This window comes from Natronolimnobius baerhuensis, from assembly GCF_002177135.1.
GTDB classification, from domain to species: Archaea; Halobacteriota; Halobacteria; order Halobacteriales; family Natrialbaceae; genus Natronolimnobius; species Natronolimnobius baerhuensis.
Map to the genome: position 1 here is coordinate 909488 of NZ_MWPH01000001.1, position 17652 is coordinate 927139.

General features: G+C 62.9%; 16 protein-coding genes. 6 read left to right on the forward strand and 10 right to left on the reverse strand.

The window, feature by feature from the left end; translation table 11 throughout:
- Positions 1-102: 102 nt before the first annotated feature.
- The 4 genes from acnA to B2G88_RS04330 all read right to left on the reverse strand — a co-directional run bounded on the left by acnA (position 103) and on the right by B2G88_RS04330 (position 4891).
- Positions 103-2868 (reverse strand): aconitate hydratase AcnA, encoded by a 2766-nt coding sequence (gene acnA, locus B2G88_RS04315; protein WP_087714068.1) that lies wholly within the window; start codon positions 2866-2868, stop codon positions 103-105.
- A gap of 201 nt (positions 2869-3069) precedes the next feature.
- Positions 3070-3612: a dihydrofolate reductase gene (locus tag B2G88_RS04320; protein ID WP_087714069.1), complete on the reverse strand. Its 543-nt coding sequence runs from the start codon at positions 3610-3612 to the stop codon at positions 3070-3072.
- Complete coding sequence (thyA, locus tag B2G88_RS04325) at positions 3609-4625, reverse strand: thymidylate synthase (protein WP_087714070.1); 1017 nt, start codon at positions 4623-4625, stop codon at positions 3609-3611. The genes B2G88_RS04320 and thyA overlap by 4 nt, the downstream gene beginning before the upstream one ends.
- 56 nt (positions 4626-4681) lie before the next feature.
- A complete protein-coding gene (locus B2G88_RS04330) occupies positions 4682-4891 on the reverse strand; it encodes an antitoxin VapB family protein (RefSeq protein ID WP_054863099.1) in 210 nt (69 codons plus the stop codon).
- Between the two features lie 105 nt (positions 4892-4996).
- Here B2G88_RS04330 and B2G88_RS04335 point away from each other — a divergent pair, with 105 nt between their 5' ends.
- Together B2G88_RS04335 and B2G88_RS04340 are read left to right on the forward strand one after the other, a co-directional pair.
- Positions 4997-6562: a ribonuclease H-like domain-containing protein gene (locus B2G88_RS04335; RefSeq protein WP_087714071.1), complete on the forward strand. Its 1566-nt coding sequence runs from the start codon at positions 4997-4999 to the stop codon at positions 6560-6562.
- Positions 6563-9226, forward strand: a complete 2664-nt coding sequence (locus tag B2G88_RS04340) for a DEAD/DEAH box helicase (RefSeq protein ID WP_087714072.1) — start codon at positions 6563-6565, stop codon at positions 9224-9226. It begins immediately after the preceding gene.
- 40 nt (positions 9227-9266) lie between these two features.
- Here B2G88_RS04340 and B2G88_RS04345 read toward each other — a convergent pair whose 3' ends face one another.
- Positions 9267-9686 (reverse strand): HVO_A0114 family putative DNA-binding protein, encoded by a 420-nt coding sequence (locus B2G88_RS04345; protein ID WP_087714073.1) that lies wholly within the window; start codon positions 9684-9686, stop codon positions 9267-9269.
- On the reverse strand, positions 9670-9987 hold the full coding sequence (locus B2G88_RS04350) for a toxin-antitoxin system TumE family protein (protein ID WP_087714074.1): 318 nt from the start codon (positions 9985-9987) through the stop codon (positions 9670-9672). Before B2G88_RS04350 ends, B2G88_RS04345 begins: the two co-directional genes overlap by 17 nt.
- 154 nt (positions 9988-10141) lie before the next feature.
- Between B2G88_RS04350 and purD the strand changes: the two genes are divergently transcribed.
- The gene (gene purD / locus B2G88_RS04355; RefSeq protein WP_087714075.1) at positions 10142-11434 is read left to right on the forward strand and encodes a phosphoribosylamine--glycine ligase; all 1293 of its coding nucleotides are present in this window, start codon (positions 10142-10144) and stop codon (positions 11432-11434) included.
- Between the two features lie 38 nt (positions 11435-11472).
- Here the strand turns inward: purD and B2G88_RS04360 are convergent, their stop codons facing one another.
- Both B2G88_RS04360 and B2G88_RS04365 read right to left on the reverse strand, forming a co-directional pair.
- Positions 11473-11712 carry a hypothetical protein gene (locus tag B2G88_RS04360; RefSeq protein WP_087714076.1) on the reverse strand — a complete coding sequence of 80 codons (240 nt, stop codon included), beginning with the start codon at positions 11710-11712 and terminating at the stop codon, positions 11473-11475.
- Between the two features lie 106 nt (positions 11713-11818).
- Positions 11819-12268: a cupredoxin domain-containing protein gene (locus B2G88_RS04365; RefSeq protein ID WP_054863097.1), complete on the reverse strand. Its 450-nt coding sequence runs from the start codon at positions 12266-12268 to the stop codon at positions 11819-11821.
- 129 nt (positions 12269-12397) lie between these two features.
- Here B2G88_RS04365 and B2G88_RS04370 point away from each other — a divergent pair, with 129 nt between their 5' ends.
- Both B2G88_RS04370 and B2G88_RS04375 read left to right on the forward strand, forming a co-directional pair.
- A complete protein-coding gene (locus B2G88_RS04370; RefSeq protein ID WP_087714077.1) occupies positions 12398-13129 on the forward strand; it encodes a protein sorting system archaetidylserine synthase in 732 nt (243 codons plus the stop codon).
- A 65-nt stretch (positions 13130-13194) separates the two neighbouring features.
- Positions 13195-14577, forward strand: coding sequence for a HEAT repeat domain-containing protein (locus B2G88_RS04375; RefSeq protein ID WP_087714078.1), 1383 nt, complete (start codon positions 13195-13197; stop codon positions 14575-14577).
- 26 nt (positions 14578-14603) lie between these two features.
- On the opposite strand, the gene B2G88_RS04380 is transcribed toward B2G88_RS04375, so the two are convergent.
- On the reverse strand, positions 14604-15329 hold the full coding sequence (locus B2G88_RS04380) for a DICT sensory domain-containing protein (RefSeq protein WP_054863096.1): 726 nt from the start codon (positions 15327-15329) through the stop codon (positions 14604-14606).
- Entirely contained in the window at positions 15326-15772 is a 447-nt protein-coding gene (locus B2G88_RS20225; protein WP_449406688.1) for a DUF7344 domain-containing protein, read from the reverse strand. Before B2G88_RS20225 ends, B2G88_RS04380 begins: the two co-directional genes overlap by 4 nt.
- A 42-nt stretch (positions 15773-15814) precedes the next feature.
- Between B2G88_RS20225 and B2G88_RS04390 the strand changes: the two genes are divergently transcribed.
- Positions 15815-17641: a phospholipase D-like domain-containing protein gene (locus B2G88_RS04390; protein WP_087714079.1), complete on the forward strand. Its 1827-nt coding sequence runs from the start codon at positions 15815-15817 to the stop codon at positions 17639-17641.
- Positions 17642-17652: the final 11 nt, after the last annotated feature.

Here is a 17652-nt window from a genome sequence, read left to right on the forward strand (position 1 = left end):
AGTGCTCACTCTCACGAAGCAGCGCCAAAGAAGCGTATTGTGGCTCGAGGTGACCGTCTCGAGCGTCAACTGGTCGATGCGGTGCCGATCAGTGGATCGGCGTTAGGTATCCAGTTCGTCCTGCAGCAGGCGTCGGAGCACGAGGTGGAGCACGCCGCCGTTCTCGACGTACTCGACAGCCATCGGCGTATCGACCTGTGCGGTCACCGTGAACTCGGTCACGTCCCCGTCGTCGTCCTCGGCGGTGACATCCAGCTCGGCGTTTGGCTCGAGGCCGTCCTCGAGACCGGAGAGCTCGTAGTACTCGTCGCCCTCGAGGCCGAGTTCCTCCCAGCCCTCGCCCGCTTCGAACTGCAGGGGCAGGACGCCCATGCCGATGAGGTTGTCGCGGTAGATGCGCTCGTAGCTCTTGCCGATGGTCGCGCGGATGCCGAGCAGGTCGGTACCTTTCGCGGCCCAGTCGCGGCTCGAGCCGGTCCCGAGTTCGTCGCCGGCCATGACGATCAGCGGCGTCTCTTCCTCACGATATCGCTCGGAGGCGTCGAAGACGGTGGTCTCCTCGCCTGTTGGATGGTGGATGGCGTAGCCACCCTCGACGCCGTCGAGCATCTCGTTTTCGATGCGGACGTTCGCGAACGTCCCGCGCATCATGACCTCGTGGTTTCCACGGCGGGAGCCGTAGGTGTTGAACTCGTACGGTTCGACGCCGCGTTCTTTGAGCCACTGGCCGGCGGGCAGGTCCTCGCTGAACGGCCCGGCCGGGCTGATGTGGTCGGTCGTGACCGTATCGCCGAGCGTCATGAGCGCGCGTGCGTCGGACACGTTGTCGACGCCGGGCTTCTCGAGCGGGAAGTCCTGGAAGAACGGCGGCTCGCGGATGTAGGTGGACTCGTCGTCCCAGTCGTAGACCTCGCCCGTGGGCGCGTCGAGCGCCTCCCAGCGCTCGTCGCCTTCGTAGACGCTCGCGTACTTCTCCTCGAACATGTCGGGCGAGACGCTGTCGTGGATCGTCTCGCGGATCTCTTCGGTGTCCGGCCAGATGTCCTCGAGGTAGACCTCCTCGCCCTCGTCGTTCGTGCCGATTGGCTCCTCCTCGAGGTCGATGTCCATCCGACCCGCGAGGCCATACGCGACGACCAGCGGCGGGCTGGCGAGGTAGTTCGCCTTGATCTTCGGGTGGATACGCGCCTCGAAGTTGCGGTTGCCCGAGAGGACGCTCGTCGTCCAGAGGTCGTGTTCGTCGATGGCATCCTCGATTGGCTCCGGCAGCGGTCCGGAGTTACCGATACAGGTCGTACAGCCGTAGCCAACGACGTGGTAGCCCAGTTCCTCGAGGTCGTCGAGCAGGTCCGCGCGCTCGAGATACTCCGTGACGACGCGGCTGCCGGGTGCGAGACTCGTCTTGACGTAGTCGGGAATCTCGAGGCCCTGTTCGGCGGCGTTGCGCGCGAGCAGGCCGGCACCGACCATCACGGACGGGTTCGAGGTGTTCGTACAGGACGTGATCGCGCTGACGAGGACGTCGCCGTGGCCGATCTCGACCTCGCGGCCGTCCTCGAGTTCGACGGGAACTTTCTCGTCGAGCGGGAGGCCGGGGCCGGACCCGCTCGAATCGGCTGCTGCCGCGCCGCTGCCGTCGCCGATTGCGGGCTCGCCGCCCGCGCCGATGACGCCTTCGTCCTGCAGCAGGGCCGGGAAGTGCTCGTCGAGATTGCCCATCGGGATCCGGTCGTGGGGCTTCTTGTGGCCCGCCAGGCTCGGTTCGACCTCGCCGAGATCGAAGTCGACGGTTTCGGTGTACTCCGGTTCCTGCTCGCCGAAGAGGCCCTGTTCCTCGAGATATGCGCGTACGAGATCGATGTGATCCTCGTCGCGACCCGTGAGTTCGAGGTACTCGAGGGTCTTCTCGTCGACGGGGAACATGCTGATCGTCGAGCCCTGTTCGGGAGCCATGTTCGAGATGGTTGCCCGGTCCGCGACCGAAAGCTGGGAGACGCCGGGGCCGTAGAACTCGACGAACTTGTCGACGACGCCGACCTGACGGAGCTTTTCGGTGATGTGAAGCACGAGGTCAGTCGCGGTCGCCCCCTCGGGGAGGTCGCCCTCGAGGCGGACGCCGACGACTTCGGGCAGGCTCATGTTGATCGGCTGGCCGAGCAGTGCCGCTTCGGCCTCGATCCCGCCGACACCCCAGCCGACGACGCCGATGCCGCCGATCATCGGGGTGTGGCTGTCCGTGCCGACGAGCGTGTCGGGGACCAGCCACTGGTCGCCGTCAACTTCGCGCTCGTGGACGACGCGTCCGAGGTGCTCGAGATTGACCTGGTGGACGATCCCGGTTCCTGGGGGGACGACCTCGAAGTCCTCGAAGGCCTGCTGTGCCCACTTGATCGCACGATATCGCTCTTCGTTTCGCTCGTACTCGATCTCGACGTTCTTCTCGTAGGCGTCGTCGCTGCCGAAGTGGTCGACCTGCACGCTGTGGTCGATCACGAGGTCGCAGGGGACTTCGGGCTCGACGACCGTCGGGTCGACGCCCTTGCGGTCCGCCGCGGAGCGAAGCGCCGCGAGGTCGACGACTGCGGGAACGCCGGTCAGGTCCTGCAGGACGACCCGCGACACCGTAAACGGAACCTCGGCGTCCGGTACGTCCGGCTCCCAGGACGCTGCCGCGCGAATCGAATCCGCATCGATCTGTTCTCCGTCAGCGTTTCGTAAGACTGACTCGAGCAGAATACGGATGCTCACTGGCAGTTTCTCGAGGTCACAGAGGCCCTGCTCCTCGAGGACGGTAAGATCTGCCATCTTATACGTTTCGTCGTTGTGTTCGAATTCCCGGATTGCGTCCGAGAACGCATCGTCTGACATTGCGCGGTCTACGAACCGATCACATTTGAAACTGCCGAGAACCGTGCGAAGAGACAATATTTGCCCCACATTTGTCGGGTATGGGTCAGAATGCACCAACGCACACGACTAGTTCCCCGTTATTGCACCCTGTATCTGTTATAGAGAACAGTGACTAACCTGTACGCGGTGGCTATTTTCAAATAGTAACTGAGTCCGCAGTCACCGACCGTACTCGACGAACGCGAAGCCATCGCGCTCATCGCGCTCGAGTTCGTCCCAGGTTTCGGGATTCCAGTTCGGGAACTGCGTATCACCGTCGGGTTCCCGGTGAACTTCCGTGACGATCAGGCGCTCGAGCACGGGCAGGAACTGCTCGTAGACGGTCGCGCCGCCCGCGACGAAGATGTGGTCCGCGTCGTCGTGGCGCTCGCGCGCAACTCGGTCGGCTGTCTCGAGTGCCTCCTCGAGACTGCCAGCCGTCACGGCGTTATCGGGCGTCTCGAGGTCGCGAGTCGTCAGGACGACCGTCGTCCGGCCGGGCAGCGGTTCGCCAAGCGCCTCGAGAATGCCCTCGTAGGTGACGCGGCCCATGATGACCGGGTGGTCCATCGTGGTCTCCTTGAAGTGGGCCAAGTCTTCGGGAATGTGCCACGGCATGTCGCCGTCCTTGCCGATCACGCCGTTGTCTGCGACGGCGACGATGCCGACGAGTTCGCGGTCGACGCGCTCAGCAAGCACATCGCCGGCCCCGCGGTCGCTCATTCGGCGACTCCGAATTTGATGCCGCCGTGGGAGTCGTACTCCGTCAACTCGACGTCGTCCGGCGAGAGGTCATCAATCGAGACGTCTGCAATTTCGAGGGTCGGGCGCTCGAGTGGCTCTCGAGAGAGCTGCTCGAGGAGGCCGGGTACGTGGTCTTTCCGTTCGTCGCCCTCGGCTTCGGCGGGCGCTTCGGACTCGAGCCACTCCGTGACTGCGAGGTACTCCTCGCGGTCGTCGACATCGGCGAGGCGGGTCTGGAGCGCCTCGAGGTTGTCCGCGTACCACTCACCGCGCGCGCCGCGGCCGCAGTAGACGTGGGCGTCGACGACGGTGTGGGCGAACGTGCCGGGTTCGAACCCGGTCTGCTGGGCGATGAGTTTCGTCAGGAGCGCGTAGGCTGCAATATTAAAGGGAATCCCGAGTGCGATGTCGCCCGAGCGCTGGGTGAGGTGGCAGTTCAGTCGGTTGCCCTGGACGTTGAAGACGAACGAGTAATGGCAGGGCGGCAGCGTCGAGACGGTCGCGTTCGCGGGATGCCAGGCGTTGACGATGAGCCGCCTCGAGTTCGGCGAATCCGACAGCGTATCGATGACGTACTGCAGTTGGTCGAACGTCCGCCGCCCGTCGGCTTCCTCGGTGACCCACTGCTGGTCGGCGTCGGGCCAGGACTCGCCCGGAAGCTGCGCCGAGTCTTCGGGAACTGGGTAGCGCCGCCAGAAGCGGCCGTAGGCGGTGTCGAGGTGTCCCTCGTCGTCAGCCCAGGCGTTCCAGATTTTGGTCTCTTCGCGCAGGTCGCGGATGTGCTCGTCGCCGGAGAGATACCAGCACATCTCGTGGATCATCGAGTTCCAGCGAAAGCCGTCCAGTTTCTTCGTCGTGAGCAGCGGATACCCCTTCTGGAGGTCGATCTCGTAGTGCTCGCTAAACGACGAAATCGTATCGACGCCGGTTCGATTGGGCTTGTACGCCCCCTCTGACAGGGCCGCGTCGACTAACTCGAGGTACTGTTGCATTATCGCGCCATTCGAAGTCCCCAACTAAAGTATTGACTTCTCGTACGGGAGGGTGTTCAGATTCCCCGTTCGTTTCGGTCGTGAATCGCTTCGCGCAGTTCTTCGGCTTCCGCTTCAGAGAGTATTCCCGCCAGGTCAAGCAGCGAGCGGTCACCGACGATTCGTTCAACAGTGTCGGAGAGTGACTCGCCATCCAGACGTTGATCCTCGAGTTTCTGGTACGCATCTTCGCTGATCCGAATTGTTCGATACGTGGTCTCGTCCATACACATCGCAGTATACGATGGTCATACTCGTTAGTCTAGGCCGTTCCACTTTTACCGCGCTGTCCAAACCCTCTTTGTCCCCCCGTGCCTCCCGACCAGTAACCGATGACCGCTCGAGCCGATACCACGCTCCTCGCCGTGTCACCGACTGCAATCCGTGATCGGCCGGTGGCGACGCTCGCAGATATCGACGCGACGCTCGAGCCGGACGCCGTCTGGGTGCTGGGGCCTACCCGCGAGCCACAGTCCTTTGCGCGTGCGCGCAGTTCGTTCGACGCACCGGCGTTTCACCCGCCGCTCGAGACGGGCGACGGCGCAGTGTGCCGACAGTCAATCGGCGACCACGAGGTCCTGAGCGTCCAGAGTGTGAGAGCCATCGAGCCGTCTCCAGAAGCGGTCTCAAGTTCGCTTTCGGATCCCGACGTCGTGGCGCTTCTCTGTGACGATATCGCAACGGAGACGCGGCCGACGGCGCTCGAGACCACCCTCGAGCACGCCGACATTCTCGCCGCGGCGCTTCCGGCCGGTTGCGTCACGACCGTCCTGACGGGAGCCGAACCCGCGGGCTACGACGAGTTGTGGCATCTCGAGGCCGAGACGGGTGCTGTCCAGCACGTGGATCACGACCCCGCACTCGCCTGCGAGCCCGCTGGCGACGACTGCGTTTCCGTCCGCGTGCAGGGCGTCGGCCCCGTCGAGGGCTACGGCACTGCGGCCTCACTTGCACTGCTCGAACTCGAGGCCGAGGGCGTCACGAACATCGAGACGTACTCGGCGACGGATTTCGGCCTCGAGGCGGTGTCCGGAATCGGCCCGAAAACGGCGACTCGGCTGGCCGAGCACGGCGTGACGGCGCGCGAGGAGTTACTCGAGATGCCGGTCGATCAGCTGGCTTCCCTCCCCGGCGTTGGTCGCGAGCGCGCACAGGCGATGCACCAGCACGCAGCAGTCCTCGAGACGGGCGAGGCGCGCCGCCTCACCGACGAGTCGCTGCCCGGCGAACACTGGTCGACACCGCCGCTCTGTATCGACATCGAGACCGACGGGCTCTCGCCGACGATCATCTGGCAGATCGGCGTCTACGACCCGGCGAGCGACGAGTACCGCGCGTTCGTCGAGCGAGACGACCCGAGCGATCCGGCGTCCGTGCTCGAGGCGTTCTGTGACTGGCTGCTCGGCGTTCACCCGAATCGGGCGCTGCTGACGTGGAACGGCTGGCGCTTCGATTACCGACATCTGAGCGCGTTCATCGCCACACACGCCCCCTACTACGCCGAGGAGTGGGAGTCGATTCCCAAATTCGATCTCTATCTCTGGGCCGTCACGGACGAGAACGCGATGCTCCCCGGTCGGACCAACAGACTCGAGGCCGTCGCATCCGCGCTCGGTTACGAGGACGCAGAAACGGGCCTCGACGGCGCACAGACTGCGGCGGCGTATCAGCGATTCATGCGCACGGGCACGCCACTCGAGTGGGAGCGCCACGAAGCCTACTGCGAGGACGACTGCCGCGCGCTGTGGCACGTCTACGAGCGGGTGCGGGAGGCACCGCATCTCGAGGCGACCGACTCGAGCGCGAGCAATTCGAACTCGAGGTGGGCTAAAACAGGGACGTCACGCAACGTGAGCAACACAGCAGACAGCGAGCAAACCGGACTAAGTGATTTCTAGATGAGCGAGTACGGACACGACACGGACGCAACCGACGTGGCAATCACCGGCGACGAACTACTCGACACGTTCCCCGGTTCCCGCGCCGCGGACGATATCACGACCCTCGAGTTGCCCGGCCGAGACGCATCAACGGTTCCGAACGAGGAGATTTTGCAACCTGAACTCGCGGCCCCACTCGAGTACGACCTCTACTCGCACCAGGCTACAGCGCTCGAGGCGCTGGCTGCCGGCGAGAACGTCTGCGTCGCGACGAGCACTTCCTCAGGAAAGACGCGCATTTACGCGCTCCAGATCGCCCGAAACGTCCTCGAGGCCCGCGCTCGAGGCGAGGAGTCGACAGCGTACGTCTGCTACCCGACGAAGGCCCTCTCGCGGGATCAAGAGCGCGAACTCAACGACCTCTACGACGACCTCGGCCTCGAGATCACGGTTGCAGTGTACGACGGCGATACGGAACGCGGCGAGAACCGACGCCGGATTCGCGAGAAAGCCGACGTGATCATCACGAACTTCGCGGGCGTGAATACGTACCTGCACGACCACGACCGCTGGGCGCGCTTTCTCTCGGCCTGTGACCTCCTCGTGATCGACGAATCCCACACCTACACCGGCGTCCACGGGATGCACGTCGCCTGGATTATCCGCCGGTTGAAACGGGTGCTCGAGTACTACGGCGCGGACCCACAGTACGTCCTCACGAGCGCGACCATCGGCAATCCCGGCGAGCACTCCGAGGCCCTGATCGACGAGTCCGTCACCGTCGTCGACGAGGACGGATCGCCGACCGGACCGCGTGAGCTGGTGCTGTGGAATCCGCCGCCACGGGCGCGCGAGGACGAGCGCGGCAAGGAGTTGGAGGAAGATCCCACAGACGCTATCCTCGAGCGCGTCCCCGCCACCGTCGAAGCGCCGCGCGTACTCTCGCATCTCACCTATCAGGATGCCCAGACGCTGCTGTTTACGCCCTCGAGAAAGCTCGCGGAACTCTCGGTCAAGCGCGCCGCGAAATTCCGTGACGAGAATCATTACTACGCGAATCCCGAGCGCGCCAGCGGAATCGAACCCTACCATGCGGGCCACTCGCGCAAGAAACGCCACGGCACCGAACACCAGCTCAAGACCGGGATTCTGGACGGCGTCGCCTCGACCAACGCCCTCGAGTTAGGGATCAACATCGGCGAGATGGACGCCACCGTGCAGTTGGGCTATCCCGGCCAGCGCCAGTCGTTCTGGCAGCAGATCGGCCGCGCGGGCCGGGGTGAAAAGCGCGCGCTCTCGGTGCTCGTCGCCGAACATCGCACGCTAGATCAGTACGTCATCACCCACCCCGACTACCTCCTCGAGAACGACGTCGAGGACGCGGTGGTCGATATCGACAACGACGCCGTCTTCGCCACCCATCTGCGGTGTGCAGCGGCTGAACTCGCACTCGATGAGAGCGATGCCGGCGTGTTCGCCGAGCGCGAACGACTCGAGCGCGCCGTCGAGATGTGGCGACGCGCCGGGCAGTTACAGGGCGCACTCGAGACGGGCGTCTCCTACGTCGGGCCGCCGCGTCCGCAGGGGTCCGTCTCACTGTACGCAACGACGGGCGAGGAGTACGAAGTACAACTCGCCGACGGCGTCGACGAACGCCACGACCCAGAGATGGAGCCGCTCGCAGAGGAACGCGTTTTGCGGGATTTTCACGAGGGAGCGGTCCGGTTGCATCAGGGCCGACAGTACGAAGTTGTCGACGTGGATCACGAGACCCCCCGCCCCGCAGTGACGCTGCGCCCGACGGACGTGGACTACTACACGCGCACGCAAACGGACGTGACGGTCCTTGATGCGGTCTCGGAGGAGTCCCGCGACATCGACGACTTCACGCTGCATTTCGGCCGCGGCCGAGTGCTGGTGTATCACGGCACCTACGACAAGGTCGCCGTCCACGGCGGCAAAAAGAAAGCCCAGGCGATCCCCACCGAGAATCCGCCGTTGTCCATCGACACCCACCTCTGCTGGCTCGAGGTCCCCCAGTCTATCGAGGACGCGCTGGTCGAGAAGTATCGCAACTTCGATGTACCAGGAATGGACGGCGAATTCGCAGAAACGGCTCACCTCGGCTACGCAGGCGGGCTTCACGCGGCCGAGCACGCGACGATTGGCGTCGCCCCGCTCGAGTTGATGGTCGACAAGCGCGATCTGGGTGGGTTGGCGACGTTATCAATCGACTCGCATCTCGCACAGGACAGTGTCGAAGCGGACGCAAATGGGCACAGGAATGCAGCGGACGACACCGCCGCGCCACAGAACATCGCCGCCGCCGAGGCGACCGTTCGAGAGATTGCGATGGGTCTCGAGCACGAGCCAGCCAGCGGCTGGTTCATCTACGACGGGATCGACGGGGGCCTCGGATTTGCGCGGGCGATCTACGAGAATTTCGAGGCGGTCGCGCGACGGGCACGCGAGCACATTGCGGACTGTGACTGTGGCCGCGTCGATGGCTGTCCCGCCTGCGTGATGGACGAGCAGTGTGGAAACGACAACCAGCCGCTCCATCGAGAGGCGGCCGTGGACATCCTCGATCAATTGCTCGGTGATGCTGGAGACGACATGCTCGAGGATATCCAATCTGAGGAGTACGGCGGAGATCGGCGGCCGCCGCTGTTTTACGCGTGATCGACGGACATGTCTGCTCGGACACCTGCCACACGCGTGCCTACGCGTTTGCTTCGTCTCGAGTTCCCGGTGGGATATCCAGCGGCAGATCAACCTCGATTGAGTCATACCAGACCGTTGGTCGTTTCCGCCGTCCGTCCTCCTCGAACTCGAGGAGGTGTAGCGACTCGAGTTCCTCGAGATTCGTATGCACCTGTCGAACGTCACGGTCGACGAGGCGAGCCGTCTCCCGAATGCTTTCGGGTTCGTGCTGGACGAGCGCACGAAGCAACTCGAGGTTCTTTGGCCGCGTGACGCGGTGAACGTCGTCAGGGTGGTCGAAGATTACCTCGAAGTGTGGCGCAACCTCCTCGCCGCGGTCGAGTCCCCGCAGTGCATCACGGAGGCTATCCTCGTCACCACGCTGGAAGCGAATGTGCATCGTCCGTTCGTCGGTCGTTGAGTTACCAGTGTTCGCCATGCGTACGTACCTCCTGTTTGAAGCGGTCGTAGAGCGGTTCAAGGCCGGTGAATTCGATGTCCTCGACATCACCGTTCGACAGATGTTTGTGATGTTGTGCAGCGTCGGGATGGTCCGGGAAGTTGTCGTATCGGATGATCGTCTCGCCGTCTGTCGTGCCGTACTGCATCGAGTATTTTACCCCGTCAGGGTATCGATCAGACGACGGAACGTTCCACGCGCGAATTTCAGCGAACGTCTCACCGAAATCCTTCGTCACGTCGATGACCGCGACGGCTTCGTCGTCCTCACGACCCGTCATCAGCTGTTGTTACTCGGCACAACACCATAAACGATGTGGTCAATCACAACAACGTCTCACAATGCTCGCGACGGAATCGGTGCAGACACGATTGTGCATACTTTCACTCGAGAAAAGAGCAACGCTTACAGGTTCGTGCGTCCCGCTATTTCCCATGCGAGAGAACGTGCTTCTGATCGGTGGTGGCGGCCGCGAACACGCAATCGCCCGCGCGCTCGAGGATAGCGAGGCAGACCTCTACGCCTGCGCTGGGAACCGAAATCCCGGCATCGCACAGATTGCCAGCGAGTTCGAGACGCTCGAGACGACGAACCCGAAGGCTGTCGTCGAGTACGCCGAGGATGTCGACGCGACGATTGCCGTTATCGGCCCGGAAGCACCGCTCGAGGCCGGCGTCGCGGACGAACTCGAGAACGCGGGCGTCTACCCGTTCGGCCCGAAAGAGGCCGACGCCCGCATCGAGACGGACAAGGCGTTCCAGCGCCGGTTCATGGCAGAGCACGACATTCCGGGCTGTCCGGATTTCGAGACGTTCGACGACCCGGAGGCGGCGTGTGACTTCATCGACGAGTACGACGGCGACCTCGTGATCAAGCCCGCGGGGCTGACGGGCGGGAAGGGCGTCAAAGTCATCGGCGATCAGGTGACCGCCGAGGAGGGCAAGGAGTACATCCGCGACTCCGACTACGACCGGATCGTTCTCGAGGAACGGCTCATCGGCGAGGAGTTCACCGTGCAGGCGTTCGTCGCCAACGGCTCGTTCGAGACTGCGCCTGCCGTCCAGGATCACAAGCGCGCCTACGAGGGCGACGAGGGACCAAACACGGGCGGCATGGGCAGCTACTCCGACGCCGCAACGGCGCTGCCGTTTATGACCGACGCAGACTACGACGAAGCCGTCTCGATCATCGAGGCGACCGTCGACGAACTCGAGGACTATCGCGGGATTCTCTACGGCCAGTACATGCTCACCAGCGAGGGGCCGAAAGTCATCGAGTTCAACGCCCGCTTTGGCGACCCTGAAGCGATGAACACGCTGCCGGTCCTCGAGACGGACTTCCTCGACGTGCTCGTGGCCGCCCGCGACGGCGAGTCGGTGCCAGACCTCGAGTTCGCCGACCAGGCAACGGTCTGTAAGTACGCCGTGCCGGAGGGGTATCCGACGAATCCCGACGCTGGTGCTCAGGTTAAAGTCGATGAAGAGAGCGCGGGCGATGCGTTGCTCTACTACGCGAGCGTGGACGAACGCGACGACGGCATTTACACGACGACCTCGAGATCGTTCGCACTCGTTGGCCTCGCGGATTCGATCACCGAAGCCGAAGCAATCGCCGAAGACGCCCTCGCAGTCGCTGGTGAGGAGGGACTGCACATGCGCCACGACATCGGCAAACCCGACCTCGTCCAGCAACGGATCGACCACATGGACGAGATTCGCGGCGAGTAACGCGGCTCATATCGCGTTACAACGATTTACTGCTTACCTCACTGGTTCCCGCGCTCGGAGCCGACTCCGGGGACGTCCTCGAGACTGCCCTCATCGACCGCTTGCGTGAGCGTTTCGACGTCGACGTCGGCGTCTGCGTTGTCCGTTGCAGACCGGAGCGCGCGTCGGACGCCGATATACGCTGCCAGCGCGATTGCACCGGAGGCGACTGCGCCGGGAATGCCGTATCGTTTGTAGCCGTACGTTGCTGCCTTTTTCGCGACCGTCAGTCCAATCATCGTACAGTATGTCGGAGCGTCAACGGCAAGAACTGGTGGCTTTCGTACGACGACACGGTTTGGATAAGTAACCACAGCGACCGGTGAACGTCTCGAGGCAGCCGACTCACTCGGTGACGTAGAGCACGGCGGACATCGAGCCGGGTTCGAAGTGTGGTTCGCAGAAGTAGACGTAACGCCCCGGAACCTCGAACGTGTGCTCGAACGTCTGTCGCGGCCCAATTCGCCCGCCTCGGGAGTCGTGCCAGGCTGCTCGAGCGGTTGCTTCGTCGTCATACCCGCCGCTTGCAAAGTACTCCGCGTCGTCGGGAATGCCGTCCTCGAGTGCGGTGACAGTGTGGTCGGCACCGCTTGTGTTCTTCCAGACGACGGTGTCGCCGACGGACGTTTCGTACTCCTGGGGGAGAAACGAGTTACGGCTCATACCGATATCACAGTCCTCGCCGCTGCAGGGGTTGGATGGGTCATCATCAAAAAGACTCAGTGCGGAGGTACACCCTGCGAGACTCGCAGCAACGGAGGTTCCAGCGGCGGCGAGATAGACGCGCCGGTTCATACTCGATTCTCGGCCTGCGTGAGATATAACCGCCCCGGTTCGTTCCCACGGACTTGGAGCCGTCGAATGACGGGGTCACCCCGTGGCAAACAAAAACACGTAAGGTATCGGCCCGTCGATTCCGCGCATATGCTTCCGCGGTTCGTCGGCCGACTCGGCATTGCCGACGCAGTGACCGTCGCAAACGCTGCGCTCGGATTCGTCGCCGTCGTTGTCGCCATGGTCGATATCGATCTCGCTGCTCGCCTGATCCTGCTGGCTGCCGTCGCAGACGGTCTCGATGGCCTCCTTGCACGCCGCTACGGCGGCACCGACGCCGGCCCCTACCTCGACTCGCTTGCCGACGTCGCCTCCTTTGCCGTCGCCCCCGCCGTCCTCGCCTTTCTCGTCGTGACCGACGGCCTGACGATCACCCTCGAGACCGTCACACTTGAACTCGTACTCGTCGCCATCGTCTGTGCGATGTTCGTCGCGGCCGCCGTCGTCCGCCTCGGCATGTACACAGCCTACGACATCTCGGGGAACTACACGGAAGGTGTCCAGACGACGCTCGCAGCGACGATCCTCGGCGCGGCGATTTTAGCTGGCGTCACGGATCCGTGGCTGATCCTCGCGATCACCGGCGCGTTCTGTTACCTGATGGTCTCGCGCATCCGCTACCCCGACCTGCTCGCACGCGACGCCGGCATTATGGGCGTTGTCCACGTCCTTGCGATTCTGATTCCCAACGTCGCCGGGCGAACGTTTCCGTATGCGCTCTTGACGCTTGGAATCGCCTACATGGCGTTCGGACCATGGCTCTACTGGCGGTCAGCCGAGGAATCACAGGCAGCCGAGACCGACGCGCATGGAAACGCTTAGGGCGATCCTGACACGACCGTAAAACATGAACACAGTCACGCGTCGGCGTCGTCCCGGGTGGTACCATGAGTGAGGACGAAACGAACGGTGACGAGTCACCGGAGACAGACGACACGGAACCCGTCGATCTCGAGGCCATTCGAACCCGTCTCGACGGACTCGAGGACGACCTCGAGGAACTAGATTCGAATCTCGAGTCGGCCGAGACTGAACCCGATCTGGACGTCGTCGAAGCCGACCTCGAGTCGTTCCGCGAGGAACTCGAGTCGGTCGAGATTCCAGAGCCACCGGAATCGGACGACGAGGATGACGAAGACGACGAACCAGCCCCCGAGGAGGAACTCCAAGAGCGCCACGACGACATCGAAAGCGACCTCTCCGATCTCGAGGACGATCTTGAGGACCAGCGCGGTCCCTACGGCGAGGACGTCATCAGCGAAATAGAGGGCGTCAGCGGGACGATTACGGGTACCCGCTGGAGCGTCGAAGGCGACGAGGAACTGATCGTCGCCGTCGATGAGTTCCTCGCGGAGTTCAACAGTTTGCTCGGCAGCGATGTGGCCGTTCCCGGTGACCTCGAGCCTGCAAGCGGAGCCGAACTGGGCGACAACGCAGTCGAAAACGGTCAAGCGGTCCGCGAAGGACTCGGCGACACGCTCGCGGAGGCCACCGACGCCGTCGAGGCAGCAGACCTCGACGCCGACGATGACGCCGAGACGATTGCCGCCTTGCTCGAGGCGACCGACGACTTCGAAGACGACATCGACGAGGCCACCGAGTGGACCGACCTCGAGGTCCGTGAACAACTCCGCCGTGAAGGGTTCTATGACGTTCTCGATCACGTCAAGGACTTCCCGCCGGAGTGGCACGCCCTGAAGGTCCACGAGAAACGGGGGAACGTCGACCAGATCCTGCTGGCCTACGACAGCCTCGGCTCGGAGTTCATGGAAGATCACTGTCTCGAGGCCTTAGAACGAATGGGGCCCGAAGCGGCCATCGAACCGATGGTCCAAAAGGCCGGCCGCCGAGATACGGCGGCGATGCGGATTCTCGGCAAGATCGGCGTCGCAGACGAAGAAGTCGTTGACGCGCTCGTCGATTACGTCGACTCCAACCCGGACCTGCAAAAGCCCGCCTTCAGAGCACTCGGTGAAGTAGGGGCTGCAGACGCTGTCGAGCCACTCGCCCAACAACTCGCCGAAGACAACGCCGACGTGCGAAGTTGGGCCGCTCGCGCACTCGGTCTGATTGGTGATACGCGAGCCATCGACCCGCTCGCGGACATCCTCGCGGACGACGAGGAAGATCGCGTCCGCGCAAGTGCCGCCTGGGCACTCGCCCAGATCGGGACCGTTGACGCCCTCGAGATCGTCGCCGACTACGACGACGACCGCGCCTACCTCGTCAAAGCCGAAGCCGATAACGTCGACCTCGAGCCAGTCGCCTGAGCCAGCCTGTTCTGTTGATTCAGCGACTACGGGTGGCGATACGTTGACTCGAGGTACGCAACGAGTTCGTCGACGAGATCGCGTTCATACGTCCAGAATCCGTAAAATGAGCCAGGTTCCCGTTCTTCTGCCAGCAGTGCACATTGCTGGCCGTCGCTGCCGCCGTCGAAAATCACGAACCAGAACACGCCGAGTTCCATCGCAACGTTCGAAACGACGGTCACATTCTCGAGCGGTGTATCCCAGTCCTCGCGTAGGAAGACGACCACCGAGAGGTCATGATGGCTTCCCAGCCGTTCGTAGACGTCCGTTTGCGCCGAGAGCGCGGCTTCGGTCTGGAAACCAGTATACAACGTTCCAGTCCCAGTTCGCCACGCTCGTTCTTCGATTTCGCGAGCGGCGGCCAGCATCTGTTGTCGGTCGTAGGAGCTAAAGAGCGTATTCTCGAGGAAATCAAACAGTTCAGTCAGGTCGGTATCGGTCGTCTCGGCCTCCCAGGGAGGCAGTACATCAGGCGAAATCAGCGCCTCGAACCGGTCGAGACCGAGTGCAGCCAGGAAATCGCCATTCCCTGTCCGAAGAACGGCGAACCCTGGGGGCTTCTGTCCTGCCAGCGAGCGGGAGACAACATCGACATGTCGTGTCGCGAACTGCTGTTTGAGTTCGACTGCTATCTCGGAATCGGATGCATACACCTCGAGTTCCTTCTGTCGGGTTCGGACGGAATCGAGAGCGTCGTGAAGGCCGTTCATTCGGTTTCGTCGACCCCGAGAAACGTATACATCGCATCGGGAATGCCAGTCTCTTTGACTGTTCCTGTTTCGTGATCGAACGTGATCCAGCCGAACTCCTCGAGTCGTGGGAGCGTTGCATGATACAGCTGTCGTTGGATTTGGTCGAAGTCTTGCTGGGTCGCGAGTCGGTCGTCAGTGACCGCAACGGAGCCGGCACAGACAGTGCTCAACTGCTCGAGCGTGGTGTCTGGCCGCGAGTAAAGCGCCGCAATCACTGTTCGAACGTGTGGACGCGAACACAATCGAAGTATGTCGTCGATAGAGTGGTCTAGGGCTGCCTGCCGTAGGTCCTCGACCGATCCATACTGATTGTTCATCCTCTTCGTCGAAGATTTGCCACCAGTACACAAGTATTCTCTGCCGGAACACGCTCGCAGTTTCGAGTCCGTCCCGTGGCACATCGGTTCGAGGATTTATATACGAACGGGCGGCCAGAGAGAGCGATGGGTCGATACGTCGCCCTGTGCCTGCTCGTACTCGTTGTCATTGGGACGGGTGGCGCTCTCACTAGCATCGCTGCCACGTCGACGCTCGAGGCGGGCACGCATCACGACGTGATCCGACACGGGGCAGCGACAGGGGACTCACTCGACGACCCAGCCTGCCCACGAGCACAGATCGCTCAAGCTAGGGGTGAAAACGCGGCAACAGGACACACCGCTGTCGCCGACGCCGGTTCCCACTCGAGCGCGAGCGACCACCAAGCCGCGCCACAAATCGTTGAACTCTATCCTAATCCGACGACGTACGGCAACGCCGGTGAGTATCTCGTCCTCGAGACGCCGCCGAAGACCACACTCGAGAACTGGTCGCTGACTGACGGGCATACGACGGCGAGGCTACCGAACGAGACTGTCTCCGGACGCGTCGCCGTAAGCATGAACGCCACCGAAACTGCGCAGTTGACCGACGAACGCGTGCTCGAACTCGAGGGGACACTTCGGCTCGCTGTTGACGGTGACACACTGACGCTGCGCGCTGACGGCGATCCCGTCGATCAGGTGTCCTACGAGCGTGCGCCACTTGCCGACCAGTGGTACCGAACAGCGCACAGCGCTCCCGCGTCGGCGACGGCACAGACCCCGACAGACGCAGACGGCCAGTGGTGGCCTCGAGACGCGACCTGTCTCCCCGTCTCGAGTGCCGAGGTCGAGTCGGCAACTGTGTTCGTCCTGCCGGACGGTCCGGACATCCCACTCGAGACGATTCGCGAGGCCGAGGACCGACTCCTGCTTGCGGGCTATACGCTCACCTCGGAGTCGGTCGCCGACGAACTCGTTGCGGCCCACGAACGCGGTGTCGACGTCGCCGTCCTCCTCGAGAGTGGGCCAGTTGGTGGCACCCCTGAGACGACAGAATCGCTCCTCGAGATGCTCGAGGAGAACGGCGTTGAGGTACGTGCAACTGGTGGTGAAGGCGCTCGCTACCGGTATCACCATCCGAAGTACGCCGTGGCCGATGACCACGTACTCGTGATGAGCGAGAACTGGAATCCATCAGGTGTTGGCGGCGAATCGAGTCGCGGCTGGGGTGTCTCACTCGAGGACGAAGCCCTCGCGGCAGACCTCGAAACCGTTTTTGATACCGACTTCGCGGGCTGGGATACCGCCTCGAATGCAGCCTACCGAGCGAACGCAACGTTCGTCGATGACGAGGCGAACACAGGCCAGTCCTTCCCCGCGACTCACGACCCCGAATCGGTCCCAGTCGAGTCGGCAGAACTCCTCGTCGCTCCCGATAACGCCGAAGGTCGTCTCAACGAACTACTCGCTGGCGCTGACGAGGAAATTCTCATCAAGCAAGCCAGCCTCGATGCAGACCTCTCGCTGGTCGACACCGCCCTCAAGGCTGCCGACGACGGTGTCGACGTCAAACTCCTGCTCGACTCGACGTGGTATCACGAAGACGAAAACGCTGCCGTCGCAACCGAACTCGAGCAGGCGGTCGACAACGACGCCTCACTCGAGGCCCGACTGCTCGAGGACACGTCGTCGTTCGAAAAGATTCACGCGAAAGGCGTGATCATCGACCGCGAGGTCGCCGTCGTTGGCAGCGCAAACTGGAACGAAAACGCGTTTCAGAACAATCGTGAAGTCCTCGTTGCCCTCCACGGCGAGGCTGCGGCGAGTTACTACGCGACCGTCTTCGAGGACGACTGGGACGGCGACACCTCGAGACTGCCGTTCGGGCTCTCACTAACCGTGATTATCGCACTGATCATTGCCGCGTTCGTTGGCCATCGCTATCTCCGATTCGGTGACGAACACTAAGGACTCGAGTC

Excerpts from the sequence above, each read along its gene's own strand:
- B2G88_RS20225 (WP_449406688.1), bottom strand. The coding sequence starts at position 15,772 with ATGTGCCACGGGACGGACTCGAAACTGCGAGCGTGTTCCGGCAGAGAA.
- purD (WP_087714075.1), top strand. The coding sequence starts at position 10,142 with ATGCGAGAGAACGTGCTTCTGATCGGTGGTGGCGGCCGCGAACACGCA.
- acnA (WP_087714068.1), bottom strand. The coding sequence starts at position 2,868 with ATGTCAGACGATGCGTTCTCGGACGCAATCCGGGAATTCGAACACAAC.
- B2G88_RS04320 (WP_087714069.1), bottom strand. The coding sequence starts at position 3,612 with ATGAGCGACCGCGGGGCCGGCGATGTGCTTGCTGAGCGCGTCGACCGC.
- B2G88_RS04350 (WP_087714074.1), bottom strand. The coding sequence starts at position 9,987 with ATGACGGGTCGTGAGGACGACGAAGCCGTCGCGGTCATCGACGTGACG.
- B2G88_RS04335 (WP_087714071.1), top strand. The coding sequence starts at position 4,997 with ATGACCGCTCGAGCCGATACCACGCTCCTCGCCGTGTCACCGACTGCA.
- B2G88_RS04330 (WP_054863099.1), bottom strand. The coding sequence starts at position 4,891 with ATGGACGAGACCACGTATCGAACAATTCGGATCAGCGAAGATGCGTAC.
- B2G88_RS04360 (WP_087714076.1), bottom strand. The coding sequence starts at position 11,712 with ATGATTGGACTGACGGTCGCGAAAAAGGCAGCAACGTACGGCTACAAA.
- B2G88_RS04390 (WP_087714079.1), top strand. The coding sequence starts at position 15,815 with ATGGGTCGATACGTCGCCCTGTGCCTGCTCGTACTCGTTGTCATTGGG.
- B2G88_RS04340 (WP_087714072.1), top strand. The coding sequence starts at position 6,563 with ATGAGCGAGTACGGACACGACACGGACGCAACCGACGTGGCAATCACC.
- B2G88_RS04345 (WP_087714073.1), bottom strand. The coding sequence starts at position 9,686 with ATGGCGAACACTGGTAACTCAACGACCGACGAACGGACGATGCACATT.
- B2G88_RS04380 (WP_054863096.1), bottom strand. The coding sequence starts at position 15,329 with ATGAACGGCCTTCACGACGCTCTCGATTCCGTCCGAACCCGACAGAAG.
- B2G88_RS04365 (WP_054863097.1), bottom strand. The coding sequence starts at position 12,268 with ATGAACCGGCGCGTCTATCTCGCCGCCGCTGGAACCTCCGTTGCTGCG.
- B2G88_RS04370 (WP_087714077.1), top strand. The coding sequence starts at position 12,398 with ATGCTTCCGCGGTTCGTCGGCCGACTCGGCATTGCCGACGCAGTGACC.
- thyA (WP_087714070.1), bottom strand. The coding sequence starts at position 4,625 with ATGCAACAGTACCTCGAGTTAGTCGACGCGGCCCTGTCAGAGGGGGCG.
- B2G88_RS04375 (WP_087714078.1), top strand. The coding sequence starts at position 13,195 with ATGAGTGAGGACGAAACGAACGGTGACGAGTCACCGGAGACAGACGAC.